13 protein-coding genes are annotated in these 18,992 nt (G+C 64.9%); 7 read left to right on the forward strand and 6 right to left on the reverse strand.

The features are described from left to right. Window positions 1-229: 229 nt before the first annotated feature. The 7 genes from ACIQ17_RS04775 (at window position 230) to trxA (ending at window position 12,921) form a co-directional block, all read left to right on the forward strand. Window positions 230-2,743 (forward strand): ATP-binding protein, encoded by a 2,514-nt coding sequence (locus tag ACIQ17_RS04775; protein WP_398465938.1) that lies wholly within the window; start codon window positions 230-232, stop codon window positions 2,741-2,743. A 103-nt stretch (window positions 2,744-2,846) separates the two neighbouring features. Then, window positions 2,847-4,367, forward strand: coding sequence for a tRNA (adenosine(37)-N6)-threonylcarbamoyltransferase complex ATPase subunit type 1 TsaE (tsaE, locus tag ACIQ17_RS04780; RefSeq protein ID WP_398465940.1), 1,521 nt, complete (start codon window positions 2,847-2,849; stop codon window positions 4,365-4,367). Window positions 4,368-4,618: 251 nt separating this feature from the next. Next, a complete protein-coding gene (locus tag ACIQ17_RS04785) occupies window positions 4,619-4,945 on the forward strand; it encodes a PilZ domain-containing protein (RefSeq protein WP_398465943.1) in 327 nt (108 codons plus the stop codon). Window positions 4,946-5,068: 123 nt separating this feature from the next. Beyond that, window positions 5,069-5,791, forward strand: coding sequence for a nucleotidyltransferase family protein (locus ACIQ17_RS04790; RefSeq protein ID WP_398465945.1), 723 nt, complete (start codon window positions 5,069-5,071; stop codon window positions 5,789-5,791). 62 nt (window positions 5,792-5,853) lie between these two features. Further along, the gene (gene addB, locus ACIQ17_RS04795) at window positions 5,854-9,015 is read left to right on the forward strand and encodes a double-strand break repair protein AddB (protein WP_398465947.1); all 3,162 of its coding nucleotides are present in this window, start codon (window positions 5,854-5,856) and stop codon (window positions 9,013-9,015) included. After that, window positions 9,012-12,500 (forward strand): double-strand break repair helicase AddA, encoded by a 3,489-nt coding sequence (gene addA / locus ACIQ17_RS04800; protein WP_398465949.1) that lies wholly within the window; start codon window positions 9,012-9,014, stop codon window positions 12,498-12,500. The genes addB and addA overlap by 4 nt, the downstream gene beginning before the upstream one ends. Before the next feature lie 100 nt (window positions 12,501-12,600). Continuing rightward, window positions 12,601-12,921, forward strand: coding sequence for a thioredoxin (gene trxA, locus ACIQ17_RS04805; protein WP_233024076.1), 321 nt, complete (start codon window positions 12,601-12,603; stop codon window positions 12,919-12,921). A 184-nt stretch (window positions 12,922-13,105) separates the two neighbouring features. On the opposite strand, the gene ACIQ17_RS04810 is transcribed toward trxA, so the two are convergent. The 6 genes from ACIQ17_RS04810 to ACIQ17_RS04835 all read right to left on the reverse strand — a co-directional run bounded on the left by ACIQ17_RS04810 (window position 13,106) and on the right by ACIQ17_RS04835 (window position 18,940). Beyond that, complete coding sequence (locus tag ACIQ17_RS04810) at window positions 13,106-13,846, reverse strand: metallophosphoesterase family protein (protein ID WP_398465952.1); 741 nt, start codon at window positions 13,844-13,846, stop codon at window positions 13,106-13,108. 36 nt (window positions 13,847-13,882) lie between these two features. Further along, on the reverse strand, window positions 13,883-15,211 hold the full coding sequence (locus ACIQ17_RS04815; RefSeq protein ID WP_398465954.1) for a bifunctional folylpolyglutamate synthase/dihydrofolate synthase: 1,329 nt from the start codon (window positions 15,209-15,211) through the stop codon (window positions 13,883-13,885). After that, complete coding sequence (gene accD, locus ACIQ17_RS04820) at window positions 15,208-16,131, reverse strand: acetyl-CoA carboxylase, carboxyltransferase subunit beta (RefSeq protein WP_398465956.1); 924 nt, start codon at window positions 16,129-16,131, stop codon at window positions 15,208-15,210. Before accD ends, ACIQ17_RS04815 begins: the two co-directional genes overlap by 4 nt. Before the next feature lie 105 nt (window positions 16,132-16,236). Continuing rightward, window positions 16,237-17,073 (reverse strand): tryptophan synthase subunit alpha, encoded by an 837-nt coding sequence (trpA, locus tag ACIQ17_RS04825; RefSeq protein ID WP_398465958.1) that lies wholly within the window; start codon window positions 17,071-17,073, stop codon window positions 16,237-16,239. Beyond that, on the reverse strand, window positions 17,070-18,287 hold the full coding sequence (trpB, locus tag ACIQ17_RS04830) for a tryptophan synthase subunit beta (RefSeq protein WP_398465960.1): 1,218 nt from the start codon (window positions 18,285-18,287) through the stop codon (window positions 17,070-17,072). The genes trpA and trpB overlap by 4 nt, the downstream gene beginning before the upstream one ends. Further along, window positions 18,284-18,940 carry a phosphoribosylanthranilate isomerase gene (locus tag ACIQ17_RS04835; RefSeq protein WP_398465962.1) on the reverse strand — a complete coding sequence of 219 codons (657 nt, stop codon included), beginning with the start codon at window positions 18,938-18,940 and terminating at the stop codon, window positions 18,284-18,286. The genes trpB and ACIQ17_RS04835 overlap by 4 nt, the downstream gene beginning before the upstream one ends. Window positions 18,941-18,992: the final 52 nt, after the last annotated feature.

Raw genomic sequence — 18,992 nt, forward strand, 5'->3', positions numbered from 1 at the left:
TGGGTTTCGCTCCGGCGCTGCGCGCCTGCGCTCTACCCATCCTACGGGACCGAGTCTTTTCGCCACACTCACGGCAATTCGATTCAAACACCGGCCATTTTCTTAACCGCCTGATTCACGTTCACGGTCTGGACTCTTACCCGGCGACTCCCGAAGCAGATATCCTCCACCGATTCGTTTGAGGTGGTGCGGGGACCGCCTGGGGAGTCGTGCGGTTTTGGGGCAAAGAATGCCAGGCGTGGTCGCGATGATGCGTCGGACCTTGCTCTCATGCACCGCCATGGTGCGTGACGGGCTTGTCGGCGTCGGTGCGTCTGTTGCACTCGCCTCCCGCGCGCTCGCCGCCGAAGACTCGCCACTCACATTGGCCGGCCTCGTCGATCTCGACCGCCAGGAAATCGCAGCCCTCACCACCGGCGGCGCCGTGCTCGGATTCTCCGTGCTCTGCGCGATCCTGCTGATGCGCAACCGGCTGCGCGCGGCGCGCACCGAGACCAAGCTGCGCAACGAACTCCATGCCGTGCAGGCCGAAGCCGATCGCTTTCGCGCGCTGCTGTTTACCGAGCCGCAGGTACTGATCTCCTGGGCCGCGGGCGAAACCCGTCCCGAAATCTCCGGCGACACCGCCATCATGATGTCGCAGGATCCGCAGGCGCATCAGCCGCAGCGCATCCTTGCTTTCGGCACCTGGCTGCCGCCGGAACCGGCGCTGCGCATGGATCACGCCGTCGATGCGCTGCTCGATGCCGGCGAAGGTTTTGTGCTCAATCTCACGACGACCACGGGTCGCGCCATCGAGGCGATGGGGCGCGCCATTGGCGGGCAAGCCATCGTGCGGATTCGCGAACTCTCCGGCCTGCGCCGCGAACTGGCGGAAATGACGCTGCGCTATCGCGAACTCACCGAAGAGAGCGACACGCTACGCGGCTTCGCCAATGCGGCGCCCTATCCGATCTGGGCGCGCCATGCGGATGGCAAGCTGGCTTTCGCCAATGCCGCTTATGTCCACGCGACGGACGCCACCGACACTGCCGACGCCATCGGCCGCAATCTCGAACTGCTGGACAGCGACCATCGCGCGAATCTCGCGAAATCGCTGAACGACAACCTGCCTTTCGCGGCACGCGTGCCGATCGTGATCTCCGGCGAGCGGCGGATCTTCGACGTGCATGCCGCACGCATCGGCGCAGGCAGCGCCGGCATGGCCATCGACGCCTCGGAAGCGGCCGCGCTCAAGGCGGCGCTGCAGCGCATGGTCGAAGCGCATCGCCGCACGCTGGACCAGCTTTCGTCCGGTGTCGCCGTGTTCGACGGCCAGCGCCGGCTCGCTTTCTACAACGACGCCTATCGCCGGCTCTGGGACCTCGACCGCAATTTCCTCGACGGCAATCCCGACGATTCCAGCGTGCTCGATCGTCTCCGTGCTGCGCGAAAACTGCCGGAACAGCCGAACTTCCGCACCTGGAAGACCAAGCTGCACGAGGCCTATCACGCCAATGAAGCGCATAAGGACGTCTGGTATCTGCCGGATGGCCGCGCGCTCTCCATCGTCACCACGCCGAACCCCGAGGGTGGCGTCACCTATCTCTATGACGACGTCACCGAACGCCTCGATCTCGAACGCCGCTTCGACGGCCTGATCCGCGTCCAGCGCGAGACGCTCGATGCGCTCGGCGAAGCCGTCGCCGTGTTCGGCAGCAATGGCCGCGCGCAGCTGTTCAATCCGGCCTTCGCGCGCATGTGGCGGCTATCCGACGAGGCGCTGGCGCAGCAGCCGCATATCGAGATGGTCGAGACCTGGTGCCGGCCGCTGTTCGACGAGCCGGCCGTCTGGCAGACCATTCGCGGCGCCATCACCTCCATCGACAACCGCGCGCCGGTGCCGCTGAAGATGGAACGCAAGGACGGCAGCGTGCTGGCCTGCATGAGCATGCCGCTGCCCGATGGCGCGACCATGCTCACCTTCCAGGACATTTCGGACGCCGAGAATGTCGAGCGCGCGCTGCGCGAACGCAACGAGGCGCTCGAGGCGGCAGACCAGATGAAGGTGGATTTCGTCCACCACGTCTCCTACGAGCTGCGCTCGCCGCTGACCACCATCATCGGCTTCGCGCATCTGCTGAGCGATTCCTCCACCGGCCCGCTGCTGACCAAGCAGGCCGAGTATCTCGACTACATCACCACATCGACCTCGGCGCTGCTGGCGATCATCAACAACATCCTGGATCTCGCCACCATCGATGCCGGCGCCATGTCGCTGAATCTCGGGCCGATCGACATCCGCGCCATCATCGATGCCGCCGCCGAAGGCGTACAGGATCGCCTGGCGCGCGACCGCATCGCGCTGCAGATCGATGTGGCCAGCGATATCGGCAGCTTCATCGGCGACGAAAGCCGCGTGGTACAGGTGCTGTATAACCTGCTTGCGAATGCGGTCGGCTTCGCGCCGCATGATTCCGCGGTGACCCTGCGGGCGGCGCGTACGGACCACATGATCACCTTCTCGGTGACTGATCGCGGCCCCGGCATTCCTGCCGACAAGCAGGACAAGATTTTTGACTGGTTCGAGAGCCACGCCAATGGCTCGCGCCATCGCGGCGCCGGGCTTGGCCTGTCCCTCGTGCGCTCCTTCGTCGAGCTGCATGGCGGCAAGGTGCGCATCGATTCGACCGTCGGGAGGGGCACCACAGTGAGCTGCGATTTCCCTTTGGACCAAACCGCCCATCGTAACGCGGCCGAATGAGCGCCGCAGCAGCCCTTTCTCTGATCATGGCCGAGCTCGACCCGGCCATCCACGTCTTCGCCGACTGTTGCCAAAGACGTGGATACGCGGGACAAACCCGCGCATGACGGAGCAAAAAACCTTCTCCCTTGCACTGCCCAATGAGGACGCCACTGCCGCACTGATGGCCGACCTGGCGCTGCTGATCAGCGCCGGCGATGTCATTACGCTCTCCGGTGATCTCGGTGCCGGAAAGACCTCCGCCGCCCGCGCGATGATCCGCTATCTCGCCGGCGACGATGACCTCGAAGTGCCGAGCCCGACCTTCACGCTGGCGCAGAGCTACGACCTGCCATCCTTCCCGCTGGTGCATGCGGATCTCTACCGGATCACCGAGCCCGGCGAGATGGAGGAGATTGGTCTCTCGCCGCTCCCGGAAGGCACCGTGGCGCTGATCGAATGGCCGGAGCGCGCCGAGGGTGACCTGCCTGCAGACCGCATCGACATCACGCTCACCCATCGCCCGGCGCTCGGCTCGCTGGCGCGGGCAGCGGAGATCACCGGGCATGGCAAGGCCGCCGCCGTGGTGCAGCGGCTGCAGACCCTGCGCGAATTCCTCGACGAAGCCGGCTATCTCGATGCCGGCCGGAAACGCATGGCGGGCGATGCGTCGACCCGCTCCTATGCGCGGCTGATCCGCGACGACGGCATCTTCATCCTGATGAACGCCCCGAAGCGCCCGGATGGCGCGCCTGTCTATGGCGGCAAGTCCTACAGCGCCGCGGTGCATCTGGCCGAGGACGTAAGACCCTTCGTCGCCATTGCCAACGGTCTTCGCGCGCAGGGCATTTCGGCACCGGCGATCCATCATGCCGATCTCGATGCCGGCTTCCTGATCACCGAGGATTTTGGCACCGAAGGCGTGATCGAGGGATCGCCCCCGGCGCCGATGGTGGAGCGCTATCAGGCGGCCACCGACATGCTGGCCATGCTGCACGGCAAGGCGCTGCCGGACACGCTGCCGCTGCTGCCGCATCAGGATTATGCGATCCCGGTTTTCGATACCGAGGCCTTGATGATCGAAGTCGGCCTGATGCCGGAATGGTATCTGCCGGACCGCGATGCTGCGCCCGCCGAGGTGCTGCAGGCGGAGTTCTTCGCCATGTGGCGCGAATTGCTGAAGTCCATCGAGGCCGCGCCGCGCACCTGGGTGCTGCGCGACTTCCATTCGCCGAACATGATCTGGCTGCCCACACGCGAGGGCATCAACCAGGTCGGCGTGATCGATTTCCAGGACACGGTGCTCGGCTCTGCGGCCTATGACGTGGTGTCGCTGCTGCAGGATGCGCGTATCGATGTGCCCGAGCAGATCGAGCTTGCGATGCTCACGCGCTACATCAAGGCGCGGCTGGCCGCAGAGCCCGATTTCGATCCGGCGGCGTTCGCGGAAATCTATGCCATCATGTCCGCACAGCGAAACACGCGACTGCTCGGCACGTTCGCGCGCCTTAATCGCCGCGATGGCAAGCCGCATTATCTCAAGCACCAGCCGCGGATCTGGACCTATCTTACTCGCTCGCTCGCACATCCGCGGCTGGCGGCGTTTCGCGACTGGTATGAGAGATATGTACCGGCGCCGCAGTAACTCCGCCCTCATCCTGAGGAGCCGCACAGCGGCGTCTCCCAGCGAATGGCGCAGCCATTCGCAAGGGATGGCCGCACGCTCGGGAGCCAAGCCAATTCATGGTTCGAGACGCGCGGAAGGGCGCGCTCCTCACCATGGGGGACGGAGCTTTGGGCCGCAGCAATCCTTAACGCTCTCTTAGCCCAGCGATTCTAAATTCGAGATCGGCCAGCCCCGCATGCCGAGCGCCTGGACCTGCGCGAGAATCGATCATGCATCCTTCAGAACGGCGTGGAGATTATCGAGTCGTTTTCGAGCGTGGCTTTCCCGCTGTCATGATGGGCATCGACGGGACCTGGCGCCGCAGCTGCATGCTCGAGGACGTTTCCGAAACTGGTGCAAAGCTGACCGTCGCGACGACGGTGGAAGGTCTCAACCTGAAGGAATTCTTCTTGCTGCTGTCCTCCACCGGTCTCGCCTATCGCCGCTGCGAACTCGCCTGGGTGAATGGCGACCAGATCGGTGTCAATTTTCTCAAACAAGGCGAGAAGCGGAAAAAAGCTTCGCGGCGGCCGGATGCCGAAGACGCCGACGCGTGAGCGCGATGTGATGTCGCATCGCCGTCATATCGCCCCCTTATTTTTCGATCAATTTATGCGCGGCATCGCCCGCTGTGCTACACTTTCGCAACACATCAGAATCGTTCGTCGAGACGCATCGTCATGTCCGTAAAACCCACCAAAGCCATGGTTCTCGCTGCCGGCCTCGGGCTGCGCATGCGCCCGCTCACGGAGACCATGCCGAAACCGCTGGTACCTGTCGCCGGGCAGCCGCTGCTCGACCACGTGCTGGACAAACTCGCTGCCGCGGATGTTGATGAGGCGGTGGTCAATGTGCATTACCTGCCGGACCAGATCATCAATCATGTGAAGTCGCGCAGTCAGCCGAAGATCACGATTTCGGACGAGCGCGACCTGGTGCTCGGCACCGGCGGCGGCGTGGTGAAGGCGCTGCCACTGCTCGGCGATGCACCGTTCTATCATGTCAATGCCGACACCATGTGGATCGACGGCGTGCGCCCGAATCTCGATCGCCTCGCGGAAAATTTCGATCCGGCGAAAATGGACATCCTGCTGCTGATGGCACCGACCGCGAACAGCATCGGCTACAGCGGCAAGGGCGACTACGAGATGCGCACCGATGGCACGCTGCGCCGTCGCAAGGAAAACCAGGTGGTCCCCTTCGTCTATGCCGGCGTCGCCATCATCTCGCCGGCGATCTTTGCGGATGCACCGGACGGCGAATTTGCGCTGACCAAACTGTTCGACCGCGCCAATGAGGCGGAGCGGCTGTACGGCCTGCGCATGGACGGCGTGTGGATGCATGTCGGCACGCCGGATGCCGTGCGCGCCGCGGAAGACGCGTTCCTGGCGAGCGTGGCGTAACGCGACTCCCGTCGCCTCCCTCATCATGCCATGATGCGCCTGTTCTCCGAATCGGGCCCGTCATGCGCGTCTTTACCATTCCATCCTCGGCGCCATTCCTGCGCACGCTGATCACGGCGCTCGTGGATGGCGATCTCGTGCCCGGCTTCGAGGCGCGCACGGATCGCGCAAAGCTCGCCACCGTCACGCTGTATCTGCCGACACGCCGCGCCGGGCGCATGGCGCAGGAGGTGTTTCTCGACGTGCTGGGCGGCGACGCCGTGTTGCTGCCGCGCATCGTGCCGCTCGGCGATGTCGATGAGGAAGAACTCGCTTTCGCCCATGCCGCCGCCCCCGATGCGCTCGATCTCCCCGACGTATCGCCTGCGCTCGACGGACTGCAGCGTCGGCTGCTGCTGGCACGGCTGATCGATTTCTGGGCCAAGCGCATCAAGCCTGACAACCCCGCCCAGGCGCCGCTGGTGGCTGGCGGCCCCGCCTCCATGCTCGCACTCGGCGACGATCTCGCGCGGCTGATGGACGACATGGCGACCCGGCAGGTGCCGTGGTCCGATCTCGACGCGCTGGTGCCCGATGCGCATGACAAATACTGGCAGCTGACGCTCGATTTCCTCAAGATCGCGCGCGAATACTGGCCGGCCGAACTGGCCAGCCACCAGCGCATCGAACCCGCTGTCCGGCGCGATCTGCTGATCGATGCGGAAGCCGCGCGGTTGAAGGCCCATACCGGCGGCCCGATCATCGCTGCGGGTTCGACCGGTTCGATGCCGACCACCGCAAAATTCCTGCATGCGGTGGCGCAGCTTGCGCTAGGCGCCGTGGTGCTGCCGGGGCTCGATACCGATCTCGATGAAGCCTCGTGGAAGCTGATCGGCGGCAGCCGCGACGTGCTCGGCTTCGTCGAGGCCTCCGCATCGAACCATCCGCAATACGCGCTGCATGCGCTGCTGGAACGGTTTGCGATCAACCGCAGCGATGTGACCATTCTCGGCACGCCGTCCCCGCATGGCCGTGAATTGCTGGCGTCGGAAGCGATGCGGCCGTCCAATGCGACCGCGCAGTGGCACAAGCGGCTGAGCGAACCTGACGTCGAAGCGAAGATCGCTGCCGGCATGACAAACCTCTCCGTCATCGCTGCGGCCAATCCGGAAATGGAAGCGCTCGCCATCGCGATTGCGATGCGCGAGGCGCATGAGCAGAAGAAGTCCGCCGCACTGGTGACGCCAGACCGCGCGCTGGCGCGGCGCGTGATGGCAGCGCTGGGACGCTGGAATCTGCTGTTCGACGATTCCGGCGGCGATGCACTGACCGAAACATCCGCCGGCATCTTTGCACGGCTCGTCGCTGAAGCCGCCGCCGAGCAACTGGAGCCGGCGACGTTGCTCGCATTGCTGAAGCATCCGCTGTTCCACCTCGGCGCTCCGGCGCATGGATGGACCGACGCCATCGAGACGCTGGAGCTGGCGCTGCTGCGCGGCACGCGGCCGACGCCGGGGACCAAGGGGCTCAAGCAGGATTTCGCGCGCTTTCGCGAGGAGTTCGGCAAGCTGCATCGGGGCGATGCTCGCGCAAGGCTCTCGGGGGAGAAGCTGGATCGTGTCGACGACCTGATCTCGGAACTGCAGAAGGCGCTGGCGCCGCTGGAAAGCATTCATCCGCACCGGCCGATCGATTTTTCACTCGTCGCACAACAGCATCGCAAGGCGATCGAGCTGCTGTCCACGGACGACAAGGGCGGCGCGATCGCCCTGGCCGGACGCCATGGCGGCAATGCGCTGACCGGCGCATTCGACGATCTGCTCGTGATGGAGACGCCGGAGGATGGCAGCGAGGATCGCCTTGTTCTCTCCGGCCTGATGCTGCCGCTCCGCGACTATCCCGACGTATTCCAGACCGGATTCGCCGATCGCATCGTGCGCCGGCCGGAAGTCGCCGACGCGAAGCTTCGCATCTATGGCCAGCTCGAAGCGCGGCTCACGCAATCGGATCGCGTCATTCTCGGCGGCCTTGTCGAAGGCATCTGGCCGCCGTCGCCGCGCACCGATCCCTGGCTCAGCCGACCGATGCGCAACCAGCTCGGCCTCGATCTGCCCGAGCGCCGCATCGGCCTCACCGCCCATGACTTCGTGCAGTTGCTTGGCCATGACGAGGTGATCCTCAGTCATGCGGCAAAGGTCGGCGGCGCGCCGGCGGTGGCTTCGCGCTTCCTGCATCGCATGGAAGCCGTGGCCGGCGAGGCGCGCTGGAAAGCGGCGATCAGGGCCGGCGAAAAATATGTCGCCTATGCCGAGACGCTGGATCAGCCCGACAAGGTGACGCCGATCTCGCAGCCGGAGCCGAAGCCCCCGCGCGAATCCCGCCCGCTGCGGCTCTCCGTGACGGCCATCGAGGACTGGCTGCGCGATCCCTATTCGATCTATGCGAAATACATCCTCCGGCTCACGCCGCTCGATCCCGTGGACATGCCGCTCTCGGCAGCCGATCGCGGCTCGGCGATCCATAATGCCATCGGCGATTTCACGCTGGCATTCAGCAAGACGCTGCCCGACGATCCTGCCGCCGCTTTGCGCGCCATCGGCAAGGAACGCTTCGCGCCGCTGATGAACCGGCCGGAAGCGCAGGCGCTGTGGTGGCCGCGCTTCCTGCGCATCGCATCCTGGTTCGCCAATTGGGAAATCGATCGGCGCCTCAATGTCGCGAGCATCGATGCGGAGGTGCGCGGCGAGATCGCCATCCCGCTCGACCATGGCCGCGTCTTCCACCTGTCTGCGCGCGCCGACCGCATCGAGCATCGCACCGACCGCACTTTCGCCCTGCTCGACTACAAGACCGGCAACCCGCCAACGGGCAAGCAGGTGCGCATGGGCCTGTCGCCGCAGCTGACGCTGGAGGCCGCGATCCTGCGCGAGGGCGGCTTCCCCGGCATTGCAGCGGGCGCATCGGTGAGTGATCTCACTTATGTCCGGCTCAGCGGCAACAATCCGCCCGGCGAGGAGCGACCGCTGGAATTGCGCATCGAACGCAAGGACGAGGCGCAGCATCCCGACGATGCCGCTATCGAGGCGCGTGCCAAGCTGGAAGCACTGATCCGCAAATTCGAGGACGAGGCCACCGGCTATACGTCACTTGCGCTGTCCATGTGGTCGAACCGCTACGGCGCCTATGACGATCTCGCGCGCATCAAGGAATGGTCCGCCAATGGCGGCGCGGGAGGCGAGTCATGAGCGGCCCGCGCAACATTCCCGACGCCGCCACGGCGAAGCAGAAGCTGGCATCCGACCCGACATCCTCGGTGTTCGTCTCGGCCAATGCGGGCTCGGGCAAGACCTATGTGCTGGTCAATCGCGTCATCCGCCTGCTGCTCAATGATGTGCCGCCGGAGAAGATCCTCTGCGTCACCTTCACCAAGGCGGCCGCCGCGAATATGGCCGAGCGTGTCTTTACCCGGCTCGGCCACTGGGTGACGCTGGACGATGATGCCCTCGACGCCGAAATCAGGCTTGCCGGCGTCGCCAATCCGGATCGCCACCTGCGCGCACGCGCGCGCGAACTGTTCGCCAGCGCATTGGAAACGCCGGGCGGGCTGAAGGTGCAGACCATTCACGCGCTGTGCACACGGCTGTTGCAGCAATTTCCGTTCGAAGCCAATGTCCCTGCCCGCTTCAGCGTGCTGGATGACCGCGACCAGAACGAGATGATGGAGCGCGCGTCGCTCGCAGTGCTACTGCAGGCCGCGGCGGCGCCGGACAGCGCCGAGGGCCGCGCGCTGACCATTGCGATGACCTCCGCGGCCGATGTCACCTTCCGCGATGTGGTGCGCGAGGCGAGCCTCAGCCGCGACCAGTTTTTGGCCTGGATCGCACGGGCGGGCTCCACCGATATCGCGATGGCGCAGCTTTGCGCGACGCTTGGCGTCTCACCGACCGATACACGCGAAGCGATCGAGGGCGAGATCGTCGATGGACCGCATCTGCCGCGCAAGGAATGGATCGCGACCGCCGAGATTCTGGCGACAGGCAGCAAGACCGATGGCGATCAGGCCACGCGGCTGCGTGATGCGCTCGTTCTCTCCGGCACCGAGCAGGTGGAAAAATATCTCGAACTGTTCCTGACCAAGGAGCAGTCCTTACGCAAATCGCTGGCGACCAAGAAGATCGTCGATGGCCATCCCGGCATTGTCGCAACCTTGCAGCGCGAGGGTGATCGTATCATTCCGCTGCTGGATCGCCGCCGCGGCGTCGCCATGCGCGAGCGCACGGAATCGCTGCTGGTGATCGCGAGCCAGGTGGCGGAGAATTATCGCCGCGAGAAGATCGAGCGCGGGCTGCTGGACTATGACGACCTGATCGACCAGACGCTGGCGCTGCTGGAATCCGGCGCGGCGAGCTGGGTGCACTACAAGCTCGACCGCGGCGTCGACCATGTGCTGATCGACGAGGCGCAGGACACCAGCCCGCGGCAGTGGGACATCCTCACGCATCTGATCGCGGAATTCACCTCAGGCGAAGGCGCACGCGACGGCGTCAAGCGCACCATCTTCGCGGTGGGCGACGAGAAACAATCGATCTTCTCGTTCCAGGGCGCTGCGCCGCGCGAATTCGACGAGCGCCGGCGCGCGCTGCAGACGCGCTTCACGAAGGCCGGGCTGCAATTCGATCCGGTGGCCTTCACCTATTCGTTCCGCACCGGTGCGGCGATCCTGCAATCGGTCGATCACGTATTCCGTGACGAGGCGATCTATCGCAGCATTCACAATGAGAGCGCCTACCCGCAGCATGAATCCCTTGACGATGCCGGCCCGAGCCTGATCGACCTGTGGGAGCTGGAGCAGCCCGACGAGCGCCCGAGCATCGAAGGCTGGGACGCGCCATTCGACAGGCGCTCCGAGACCAGCCCTGAAGTGAAGCTGGCGCGGCGGGTGCAGGCCGAGATCAAGACGCTGATTGCCGCGAAGACCGAGACAGGGCCGCTCGGCAAGCGGCGGCGGCTCTCGTACGGCGACATGCTGATCCTGGTGCGGCGGCGCGGCTCGGCTTTCGATGCGATCATCCAGGCGCTGAAACATGCGGGCGTGCCCGTGGCCGGCGCCGACCGGCTGAAGCTGACCGAGCATATCGCGATCATCGACCTGATGAATCTCGCGGACGCGCTGCTGTTGCCGCAGGACGATCTGGCACTCGCGACCGTGCTGAAGAGCCCGCTGTTCGGACTGGATGACGATGATCTGTACAGGATCGCGTGGGACCGGAATGGATCGCTGCGCGAAGCGCTCGGCGAGAAGGCCGCAGGCGATGCGAGGCTGAACACGGCGCTGGCGCGGCTGATTGCCTGCGAAAAGCGCTTTGCCAGCGAAACGCCGTTTGCCTTCTATGCGTGGCTGCTCGGCGGCGACGGCGGACGGGCACGTATCCTGCGCCGGCTCGGCTTCGAGGCCAATGATGCGCTCGACGAATTCCTCGAACTCGCGCTCGGCTATGAGCGCAAGGCACCGGCTTCGTTGCAGGGCTTTGTCGCCTGGCTGCGTGCGGCGGATACGGAGGTGAAGCGCGACATGGAGATCACCCGCGACGAGGTGCGGGTGATGACCGTGCATGGCGCCAAGGGCCTCGAGGCGCCTGTGGTGTTCATGATCGACACCACGTCGTCGCCCTCGGATTCGCAGCGCATGAACCTGATCCATGTGCCGCAGGGCAATGCGGCGCCGGGGCCGTCGGGCGTGGTGGTGTGGGCCGGCAGGAAGAGCGACGACCCGGAAGCGGTGGCATTGGCGCGCGCGGCCATGATCCAGGACACCGAGGACGAATATCGCCGGCTGCTCTATGTGGCGATGACGCGCGCGGCGGACCGCTTGATCGTCGGCGGCTGCATGCCCGGCAATCGCAACGCGGTGCGCGAGCATTCCTGGTACGACCTGATCCAGAAGGGGCTGGAAGCTTCCGGCCTGCATATGCAGCAGGTGCCGCCGCCGGACGGCACGGTGAAGCGCTACACCAAGCCGGGCGAACCGACGCCGGCGCTGAGCGCTGCGGCGACTGTCGCGGCGGCTGTCCCGATCGAATTGCCGTCCTGGCTGCAGAAGAAGGTGGGCGACCAGCCGCGACGCGAGAGCTTATTGCGACCATCGGACGCCGAAGACGATGACCGCTTCACCGGCCTGACCGCCGAATCCGAGCGGCAGCGGAAGATGGCCCTGCAGCGCGGCAATCTCGTGCACCGGCTGCTGCAATCGCTGCCCGAGATCGCTGCCGACAAGCGCCGCGATACGGCGATGGGTTTCCTCGACCGCAACGCGAGCACATGGACCGAAGTCGAGCGCGGTACGCTGGCGAAAAAAGTGCTGACTCTGCTGGGCGAACCGGGGCTGGCGATGCTGTTTGCGCCGGGCAGCCGGGCGGAAGTCGCCGTAGCCGGCCGCCTGACGCGGCTGGATGGCTCCACCTTCCTCGTCTCCGGCCAGATCGACCGGCTGGTGGTAACGCCCACCGAGATCCGGATCGTCGACTACAAGACCAACCACAACCCGCCGCGCAAGCTGGTGGCAGCGCCAAAAGCCTATATCCGGCAGCTGGCGCTGTATCGCGGGGTGCTGGCCAAACTGTATCCCGACCGGCCGGTGCGGGCTGCCCTGCTCTGGACGGAAACCATTGAGATGATGGAAATTTCCAGCGCCGCGCTGGACGCGGAGCTGGCCGCCATCATCGCTGCGTGACCACGCCTTGACCCGGCAAGGGGGCGTTCATAGGTTGGATGCATCATTTTGGCGCGCGATTCCCGCTCGCGCCTTTCATTGGAAGAACGAGGACAGAACCATGGGTGTTGGCAAGGTTTCAGACGCCGATTTCGAAACCGCGGTGCTCGGCGCGCCGGGCCCGGTGGTCGTCGATTTCTGGGCCGAATGGTGCGGCCCCTGCCGCATGATCGCGCCGGCCCTCGACGAGATCTCCGCTGCCATGGGCGAGAAGGTCACGATCGTGAAGCTGAATGTCGACGAGAACCCGAAGACTGCGTCGAAGTATGGCGTGATGTCGATTCCGACGCTGATGATCTTCAAGGGCGGCGAAATGGCCTCCCGCCAAGTCGGCGCCGCGCCGAAGGCAAAGCTGCAGCAGTGGATTTCGTCGGCGGTGTAAGCCGCGGATGATGTGAGTTTGCGGAACGGCCGGTGATTGGATCACCGGCCGTTTTTGTTTGCGCGATTCGAACAACCACTTGTCGTCACCCGGCTTGACCGGGTGACCCAGTAAACTCAGCCGCGGCGGTGTGTACTGGATTGCCCGGTCAAGCCGGGCAACGACAATGAGAGCGAGACGAAACTTACCTGATCCACCCCGTCGCCAAGGCGCTGGCCCAGGCCAGACTCTCGTTCTTCCGCGCCAGCGCCGCCATGGCTTCGTGATCATACGGCACCTGGCGAAACGTCACGTCCCAGCGGCCCTCGCGTTTCTCGATGATCGCGTAGCACGCATTCGGCGTGCCGACTTCGAGCGTATGAGGATAAGGCGCGACATCGCGATAGCCGGGGCCGCCGACGCTGCCGGGATTGACGATCATGCGGCCGTCGCGAAGCCGCACGGACCGCGCGATATGCGTGTGCGCGCACAGGATCAGCGATTCCGCTATGCCAGCGGCCTTGGCCTCGATGCTCTCAATATCGGCCATATGCACGACGCCCTCAGGCGTCACCGCTTCCATCCAGTAAGTGTTGTCGTCATCGGGTGTTGCGTGCACGCAATAGACCTCGTCACGATAGATCGCGCTGAACGGCAACGCGCGTAGCCACTCCATCTGCGCCGCCGTGAGCTGGCTGTGGGCCAGACGATCCGACGGATACATCTCGTCCAGTGTCCAGTCGGTGACGTAGCGATCGTGATTGCCGCGCACGCAGGTGGCGTTGATGCCCATCATGATCCCGGCGGTCCGGTTCGCATCGAGCGGGCCGGAGACCATATCGCCGAGATTCACGATTTCGGTGATGCCCTGCGTCTTGATGTCAGCGAGGACGGCTTCGAGGGCGAGATAGTTGCCGTGGACACAGCCGAGAGCAGCGAAACGCATAAATCCTCCGAGAGCTCTTTGAACTGGAGGGTATTATTATGCAGGTAACGTGCCGTTTTCCGCAAGCACATGGCCGGCCAGATAGAGCGAGCCGCAGATCAGCACGCGCGGCGGCACTTCATAGGCCAGACGCCGCAGCGACTGCAGCGCGGCGCCGGCGCTGTCGGCCGTCTCCACGCGCATGCCGAGCGCGCGGCCGGCATCGACGAGGGTCTGCACCGGCATGGCGCCAACGCGATCCGGAATCGGCACGGCGATGATGTGGCGCGTGAGGCCGGCGAAATTCGTGAGAAAGCCCGACGCATCCTTGTTGGCCATCATGCCGACGATCACGACGAGGGGTCGCGGGACGCGCTCCTCGAGATCGCCGAGCGCCTCCGCGATCACGCGACCGCCTTCGGCATTGTGGCCGCCATCGAGCCACAGCTCGGACTCGTCGGGCGCCAGCGCCAGCAGCTTGCCGGAGGTGAGCCGCTGCATCCGTGCCGGCCATTCCGCACCGGCAACGCCGCGCTCATAGACGGATGGATCGAACCTGAACTGCGGGATTGCACGGCGCGTCGCGATGGCGAGGCCCGCATTGCCGAACTGATGCCGTCCGAACAGGCGCGGCGCGGCGAGATCCATCAGGCCGCGGTCATCCTGATAGACGAGGCGGCCGCGCTCGACGCTGATGTGCCATTCCTGCCCCGCGCTATGGGTAGGCGCATGGTGTTTGCGCGCTTCGGCTTCGAGCACGGCGGCGACATCGGGCAATTGCTCGGCGATGATCACCGGCGCGCGGCGCTTGATGATGCCGGCCTTCTCCGTCGCGATCTTCGCGATGGTGTCGCCCAGAAAATCCGTGTGGTCGATGGCGATGGGCGTGATGACGGAGGCGATCGGCGCCTCGATCACATTGGTCGCATCGAGCCGGCCGCCGAGGCCGACTTCGAGCAACAGCACATCGGCGGGATGGCTGGCGAAGATATGAAACGCCACCGCCGTCTCCGCCTCGAACAGCGTGATCGGCGCGCCGGCATTGATGGCCTCCACATGGGCGAAGGCATCGCGGAGATCGTCATCACTGATCAGCATGCCGCCGAGGCGGATGCTTTCGTTCATGCGGACGAGATGCGGCGACGTGTAGACGTGGACACCGAGGCCGGCGGCTTCGAGGATCGCGCGTAGATAGGCAATCGTCGAGCCCTTGCCATTGGTGCCGGCCACATGAATGGTCGGCGGCAGGCGGCGCTCGGGATGACCGAGCTGCGCCATCAGGCGCTGCATGCGCTCCAGCGACAGATCGATGGTGTTCGGATGCAGCGACGAAAGTCGCGCCAGAATCTCGCCGAGCGGCGATGATGTCGGCGCGGTCTCGCTCACGCTTGCGGGGCCGGGACCGCGTCGGGCGCCACAGCGATCTGCTCGGGCAGCACGCGCGGTGCTGCTTCCTGCGCCGGCGCCTTCGTCAGCAGGCGGCACAGACGCGCCAGCGTCGGCTTCAGGTCATGGCGATGCACCACCATGTCCACCATGCCGTGATCGCGCAGATATTCGGCGCGCTGGAAACCTTCGGGAAGCTTTTCGCGGATGGTCTGTTCGATCACGCGGGCGCCGGCAAAGCCGATCAGCGCGCCGGGCTCGGCGATCTGCACGTCACCGAGCATTGCATAGGAGGCAGTGACGCCGCCCGTGGTCGGATTGGTGAGGACGACGATGTAAGGCAGTTTTGCCTCGCGCAGCATCTGCACGCCGACCGTGGTGCGCGGCAGCTGCATCAGCGACAGGATGCCTTCCTGCATGCGCGCGCCGCCGGAGGCCGCAAACACGATGAAGGGCGACTTCTTCTCAACGGCGAGTTCGAGGCCGCGGACCAGCGCTTCACCGGCGGCCATGCCGAGCGAACCGCCCATGAAATCGAAATCCTGCACGGCCACCACGGTGCCCATGCCTTCCATCTTGCCGTAGCCGACCTTCACCGAGTCGACCATGCCGGTCTTGGTGCGGGCATCCTTGATGCGATCCACATATTTGCGTTCGTCGCGAAATTTCAGCGGATCGGCGACAACGTCGGGCAATGCAACGTCGTACCAGGTCTCGTTGTCGAACACCGACTTCAGGCGCGCGGTGGCGCCCATGCGCATGTGATAGTTCGAGCCGGGAATGACGAACTGGTTGCTCTCGACGTCCTTGTAGAACACCAGCTGGCCGGTATCCGGACATTTGATCCAGAGATTCTCCGGCGTCTCGCGCCGCAGGATGTTGCGGATCTTGGGACGGACGACATTGGTGAGCCAGTTCATTTCAGTCTCCGCGTCGCATGGATCGGGCGTCGCTGTTCGTATTCATATGGCGGCTGGGGCCGAGCCCGGCAACCGCGGTTCCGCCCGGTTAGGGGCAAATTGGGCTTATTCTGCGGCCTGTTTTGCACCGCGGACGCCCGCGGCGAGTGCTGCTGTGAGGTCAGCAACCGCTGAAACGGTTTTGGCGGTCGCCTTGCCGTCCGCATCCAGCGAGCCCTTCAGCGCATCGATCAGTGCCGTGCCGACCACCGCGCCATTGGCGTGGCTGGCGATGGCCTGGGCCGCTTCCGGGGTGCGGATGCCGAAGCCGACGCAGACCGGCAGCTTGGTGTGACGCTTGATGCGCGCCACTGCGGTACCGACCACTGATGCATCAGCCGCCGCCGCGCCGGTGATGCCAGTGACGGAAACGTAATAGACGAAACCCGACGTATTCGCGAGCACGGCCGGCAGGCGCTTGTCGTCCGTCGTCGGCGTCGCGAGGCGGATGAAATTGATGCCGGCCTTCATCGCGGGGATGCAAAGCTCGTTGTCTTCCTCCGGCGGCAGATCGACGATGATCAGGCCATCGACACCGGCAGCCTTGGCGTCGGGCAGGAATTTATCGACGCCGTAGATATAGATCGGATTGTAGTAGCCCATCAGCACGATCGGCGTCTTGTCGTCGGTGGCGCGGAAGTCGCGCACCAGCTGCAGCGTCTTGCGCAAGGTCATGCCTGCCTGCAGGGCGCGCAGGCCCGCCGCCTGGATCGACGGGCCATCGGCCATCGGATCGGTGAAGGGCATGCCGAGCTCGATGATATCAGCGCCTGCTTTCGGCAGTGCCTTCACGATTTCGAGCGAGGTTGCGAGATCGGGATCGCCGGCCATCACGAAGGTGACGAAAGCCGAGCGGCCTTCGGTTTCAAGTTCGGCGAAACGGGTATCGATACGGGTGGTCACGACTGGCGGCCCTTCAGAATATCGCCGACCTGCGGGACATCCTTGTCGCCGCGGCCGGAGAGGTTGACGACCATCAGGTGATCCTTCGGCAGTGTTGGCGCGAGTTCGGAGACCTTGGCCAAGGCATGCGCCGGCTCCAGCGCCGGGATGATGCCTTCGAGTTTCGACAACAGCTGGAATGCCGCCAGTGCTTCCTCGTCCGTCGCGGACAGATACTTCACGCGGCCGATCGAATGCAGCCAGGAATGCTCAGGGCCGATGCCGGGATAATCGAGGCCGGCCGAGATCGAATGGCCTTCCTGGATCTGGCCGTCCTCGTCCATCAGGAGATAGGTGCGGTTGCCATGCAGCACGCCCGGACGACCGCCCGCGATCGAGGCGGCATGCAGGCCGGTGAGGCCATGGCCGGCAGCTTCGACGCCGTAGATATCGACCGACGTATCATCGAGGAACGGATGGAACAGGCCCATCGCATTGGAGCCGCCGCCGATACAGGCGATCAGTGAGTCCGGCAGGCGGCCTTCGAGCTCCTGCATCTGCGTCTTGGTCTCGTCGCCGATGATCGACTGGAAGTCGCGCACCATCATCGGATAGGGATGCGGGCCGGCGACAGTGCCGATGCAGTAGAACGTATTGTGCACATTGGTGACCCAATCGCGCATCGCCTCGTTCATGGCGTCCTTCAGCGTGCGCGCACCGACCTGCACCGGCACCACCTTGGCGCCGAGCATTTCCATGCGGATCACATTGGGCTGCTGACGCTCGACGTCCACGGCACCCATATAGACGATGCATTCGAGACCGAAGCGCGCGCATAGCGTCGCCGTGGCCACGCCATGCTGGCCGGCGCCGGTCTCGGCGATGATGCGCTTCTTGCCCATGCGGCGCGCGACCATGATCTGGCCGAGCACGTTGTTCACCTTGTGCGAGCCGGTGTGGTTGAGCTCTTCGCGCTTCAGGTAGATCTTCGCGCCACCGAGATGCTCGGTGAGGCGCTCGGCCAGATAGAGCGGCGACGGGCGACCGACATAGGCCTTGAGGTAACCGTCCATCTCCTTGCGGAAGGCGGGATCAGCTTTCGCGTCCTCATAGGCCTTCTGCAGGTCGAGGATCAGCGGCATCAGCGTTTCGGCGACGAAGCGGCCGCCAAAGATGCCGAAATGGCCGGTCTCGTCGGGCCCGGTTCGATAGGAATTGGGAATGGCAGTGGTCATCGGGTCGCCAGTTCTTCGGTTGCGCGCGCGGCGCGGATGAAATTGCGGATCATGTCGGGATCCTTGATGCCCGGCGCGCTTTCCACGCCGGACGAAATATCGACGCCGCCGGCGCGCGTGATCCGCACCGCCTCGGCGACGTTCTCTGCGTTCAATCCACCCGACACCATGAAGGGCAGCTTGAGATCGAGCCCTTCGAGCAGATGCCAGTCGAAGGCCGCACCAAGGCCTCCTGGGCGCGTCGCATCCTTCGGCGCCTTGGCATCGAACAGGATGCGATCGCAGACGGCAGCATAGCCGGGCAACGCGGCGAGATCGGCGGCGGTCTCGACGGCAATGGCCTTCATGACAGGCAGTCCGAACTTCTGCTTGATGTCGCGGATGCGAGCCACGGTTTCCTTGCCATGCAGCTGCAGGATCTGCGGGCGCAGCGCCTCGATGCTGTTGGCGAGCAGCGCATCGTCCGCATCCACCGACAGTGCCACCTTCACGGCCTTCTTCGCCTGACGGCCGAGCTTCTCGGCGACATCCAGCGAGACATGGCGCGGCGACGGCGGGAAGAACACGAAGCCGACCATATCGGCGCCAGCGCCCAGAGCCGCATCGAGCGTCTCGGACGTGGACAGGCCGCAAATCTTGACGGTCAGGGGCATGCTCTCAAAAGCCGCAGGCGGACAGAATGGGTGAACGGTAAAGCAGGCGCCG

This window comes from Tardiphaga sp., from assembly GCF_044340795.1.
Taxonomy (GTDB): Bacteria; Pseudomonadota; Alphaproteobacteria; order Rhizobiales; family Xanthobacteraceae; genus Tardiphaga.

Excerpts from the sequence above, each read along its gene's own strand:
- ACIQ17_RS04785 (WP_398465943.1), top strand. The coding sequence starts at position 4,619 with ATGCATCCTTCAGAACGGCGTGGAGATTATCGAGTCGTTTTCGAGCGT.
- ACIQ17_RS04835 (WP_398465962.1), bottom strand. The coding sequence starts at position 18,940 with ATGCCCCTGACCGTCAAGATTTGCGGCCTGTCCACGTCCGAGACGCTC.
- ACIQ17_RS04810 (WP_398465952.1), bottom strand. The coding sequence starts at position 13,846 with ATGCGTTTCGCTGCTCTCGGCTGTGTCCACGGCAACTATCTCGCCCTC.
- ACIQ17_RS04790 (WP_398465945.1), top strand. The coding sequence starts at position 5,069 with ATGTCCGTAAAACCCACCAAAGCCATGGTTCTCGCTGCCGGCCTCGGG.
- trxA (WP_233024076.1), top strand. The coding sequence starts at position 12,601 with ATGGGTGTTGGCAAGGTTTCAGACGCCGATTTCGAAACCGCGGTGCTC.
- addA (WP_398465949.1), top strand. The coding sequence starts at position 9,012 with ATGAGCGGCCCGCGCAACATTCCCGACGCCGCCACGGCGAAGCAGAAG.
- ACIQ17_RS04775 (WP_398465938.1), top strand. The coding sequence starts at position 230 with ATGCCAGGCGTGGTCGCGATGATGCGTCGGACCTTGCTCTCATGCACC.
- addB (WP_398465947.1), top strand. The coding sequence starts at position 5,854 with ATGCGCGTCTTTACCATTCCATCCTCGGCGCCATTCCTGCGCACGCTG.
- trpB (WP_398465960.1), bottom strand. The coding sequence starts at position 18,287 with ATGACCACTGCCATTCCCAATTCCTATCGAACCGGGCCCGACGAGACC.
- tsaE (WP_398465940.1), top strand. The coding sequence starts at position 2,847 with ATGACGGAGCAAAAAACCTTCTCCCTTGCACTGCCCAATGAGGACGCC.
- accD (WP_398465956.1), bottom strand. The coding sequence starts at position 16,131 with ATGAACTGGCTCACCAATGTCGTCCGTCCCAAGATCCGCAACATCCTG.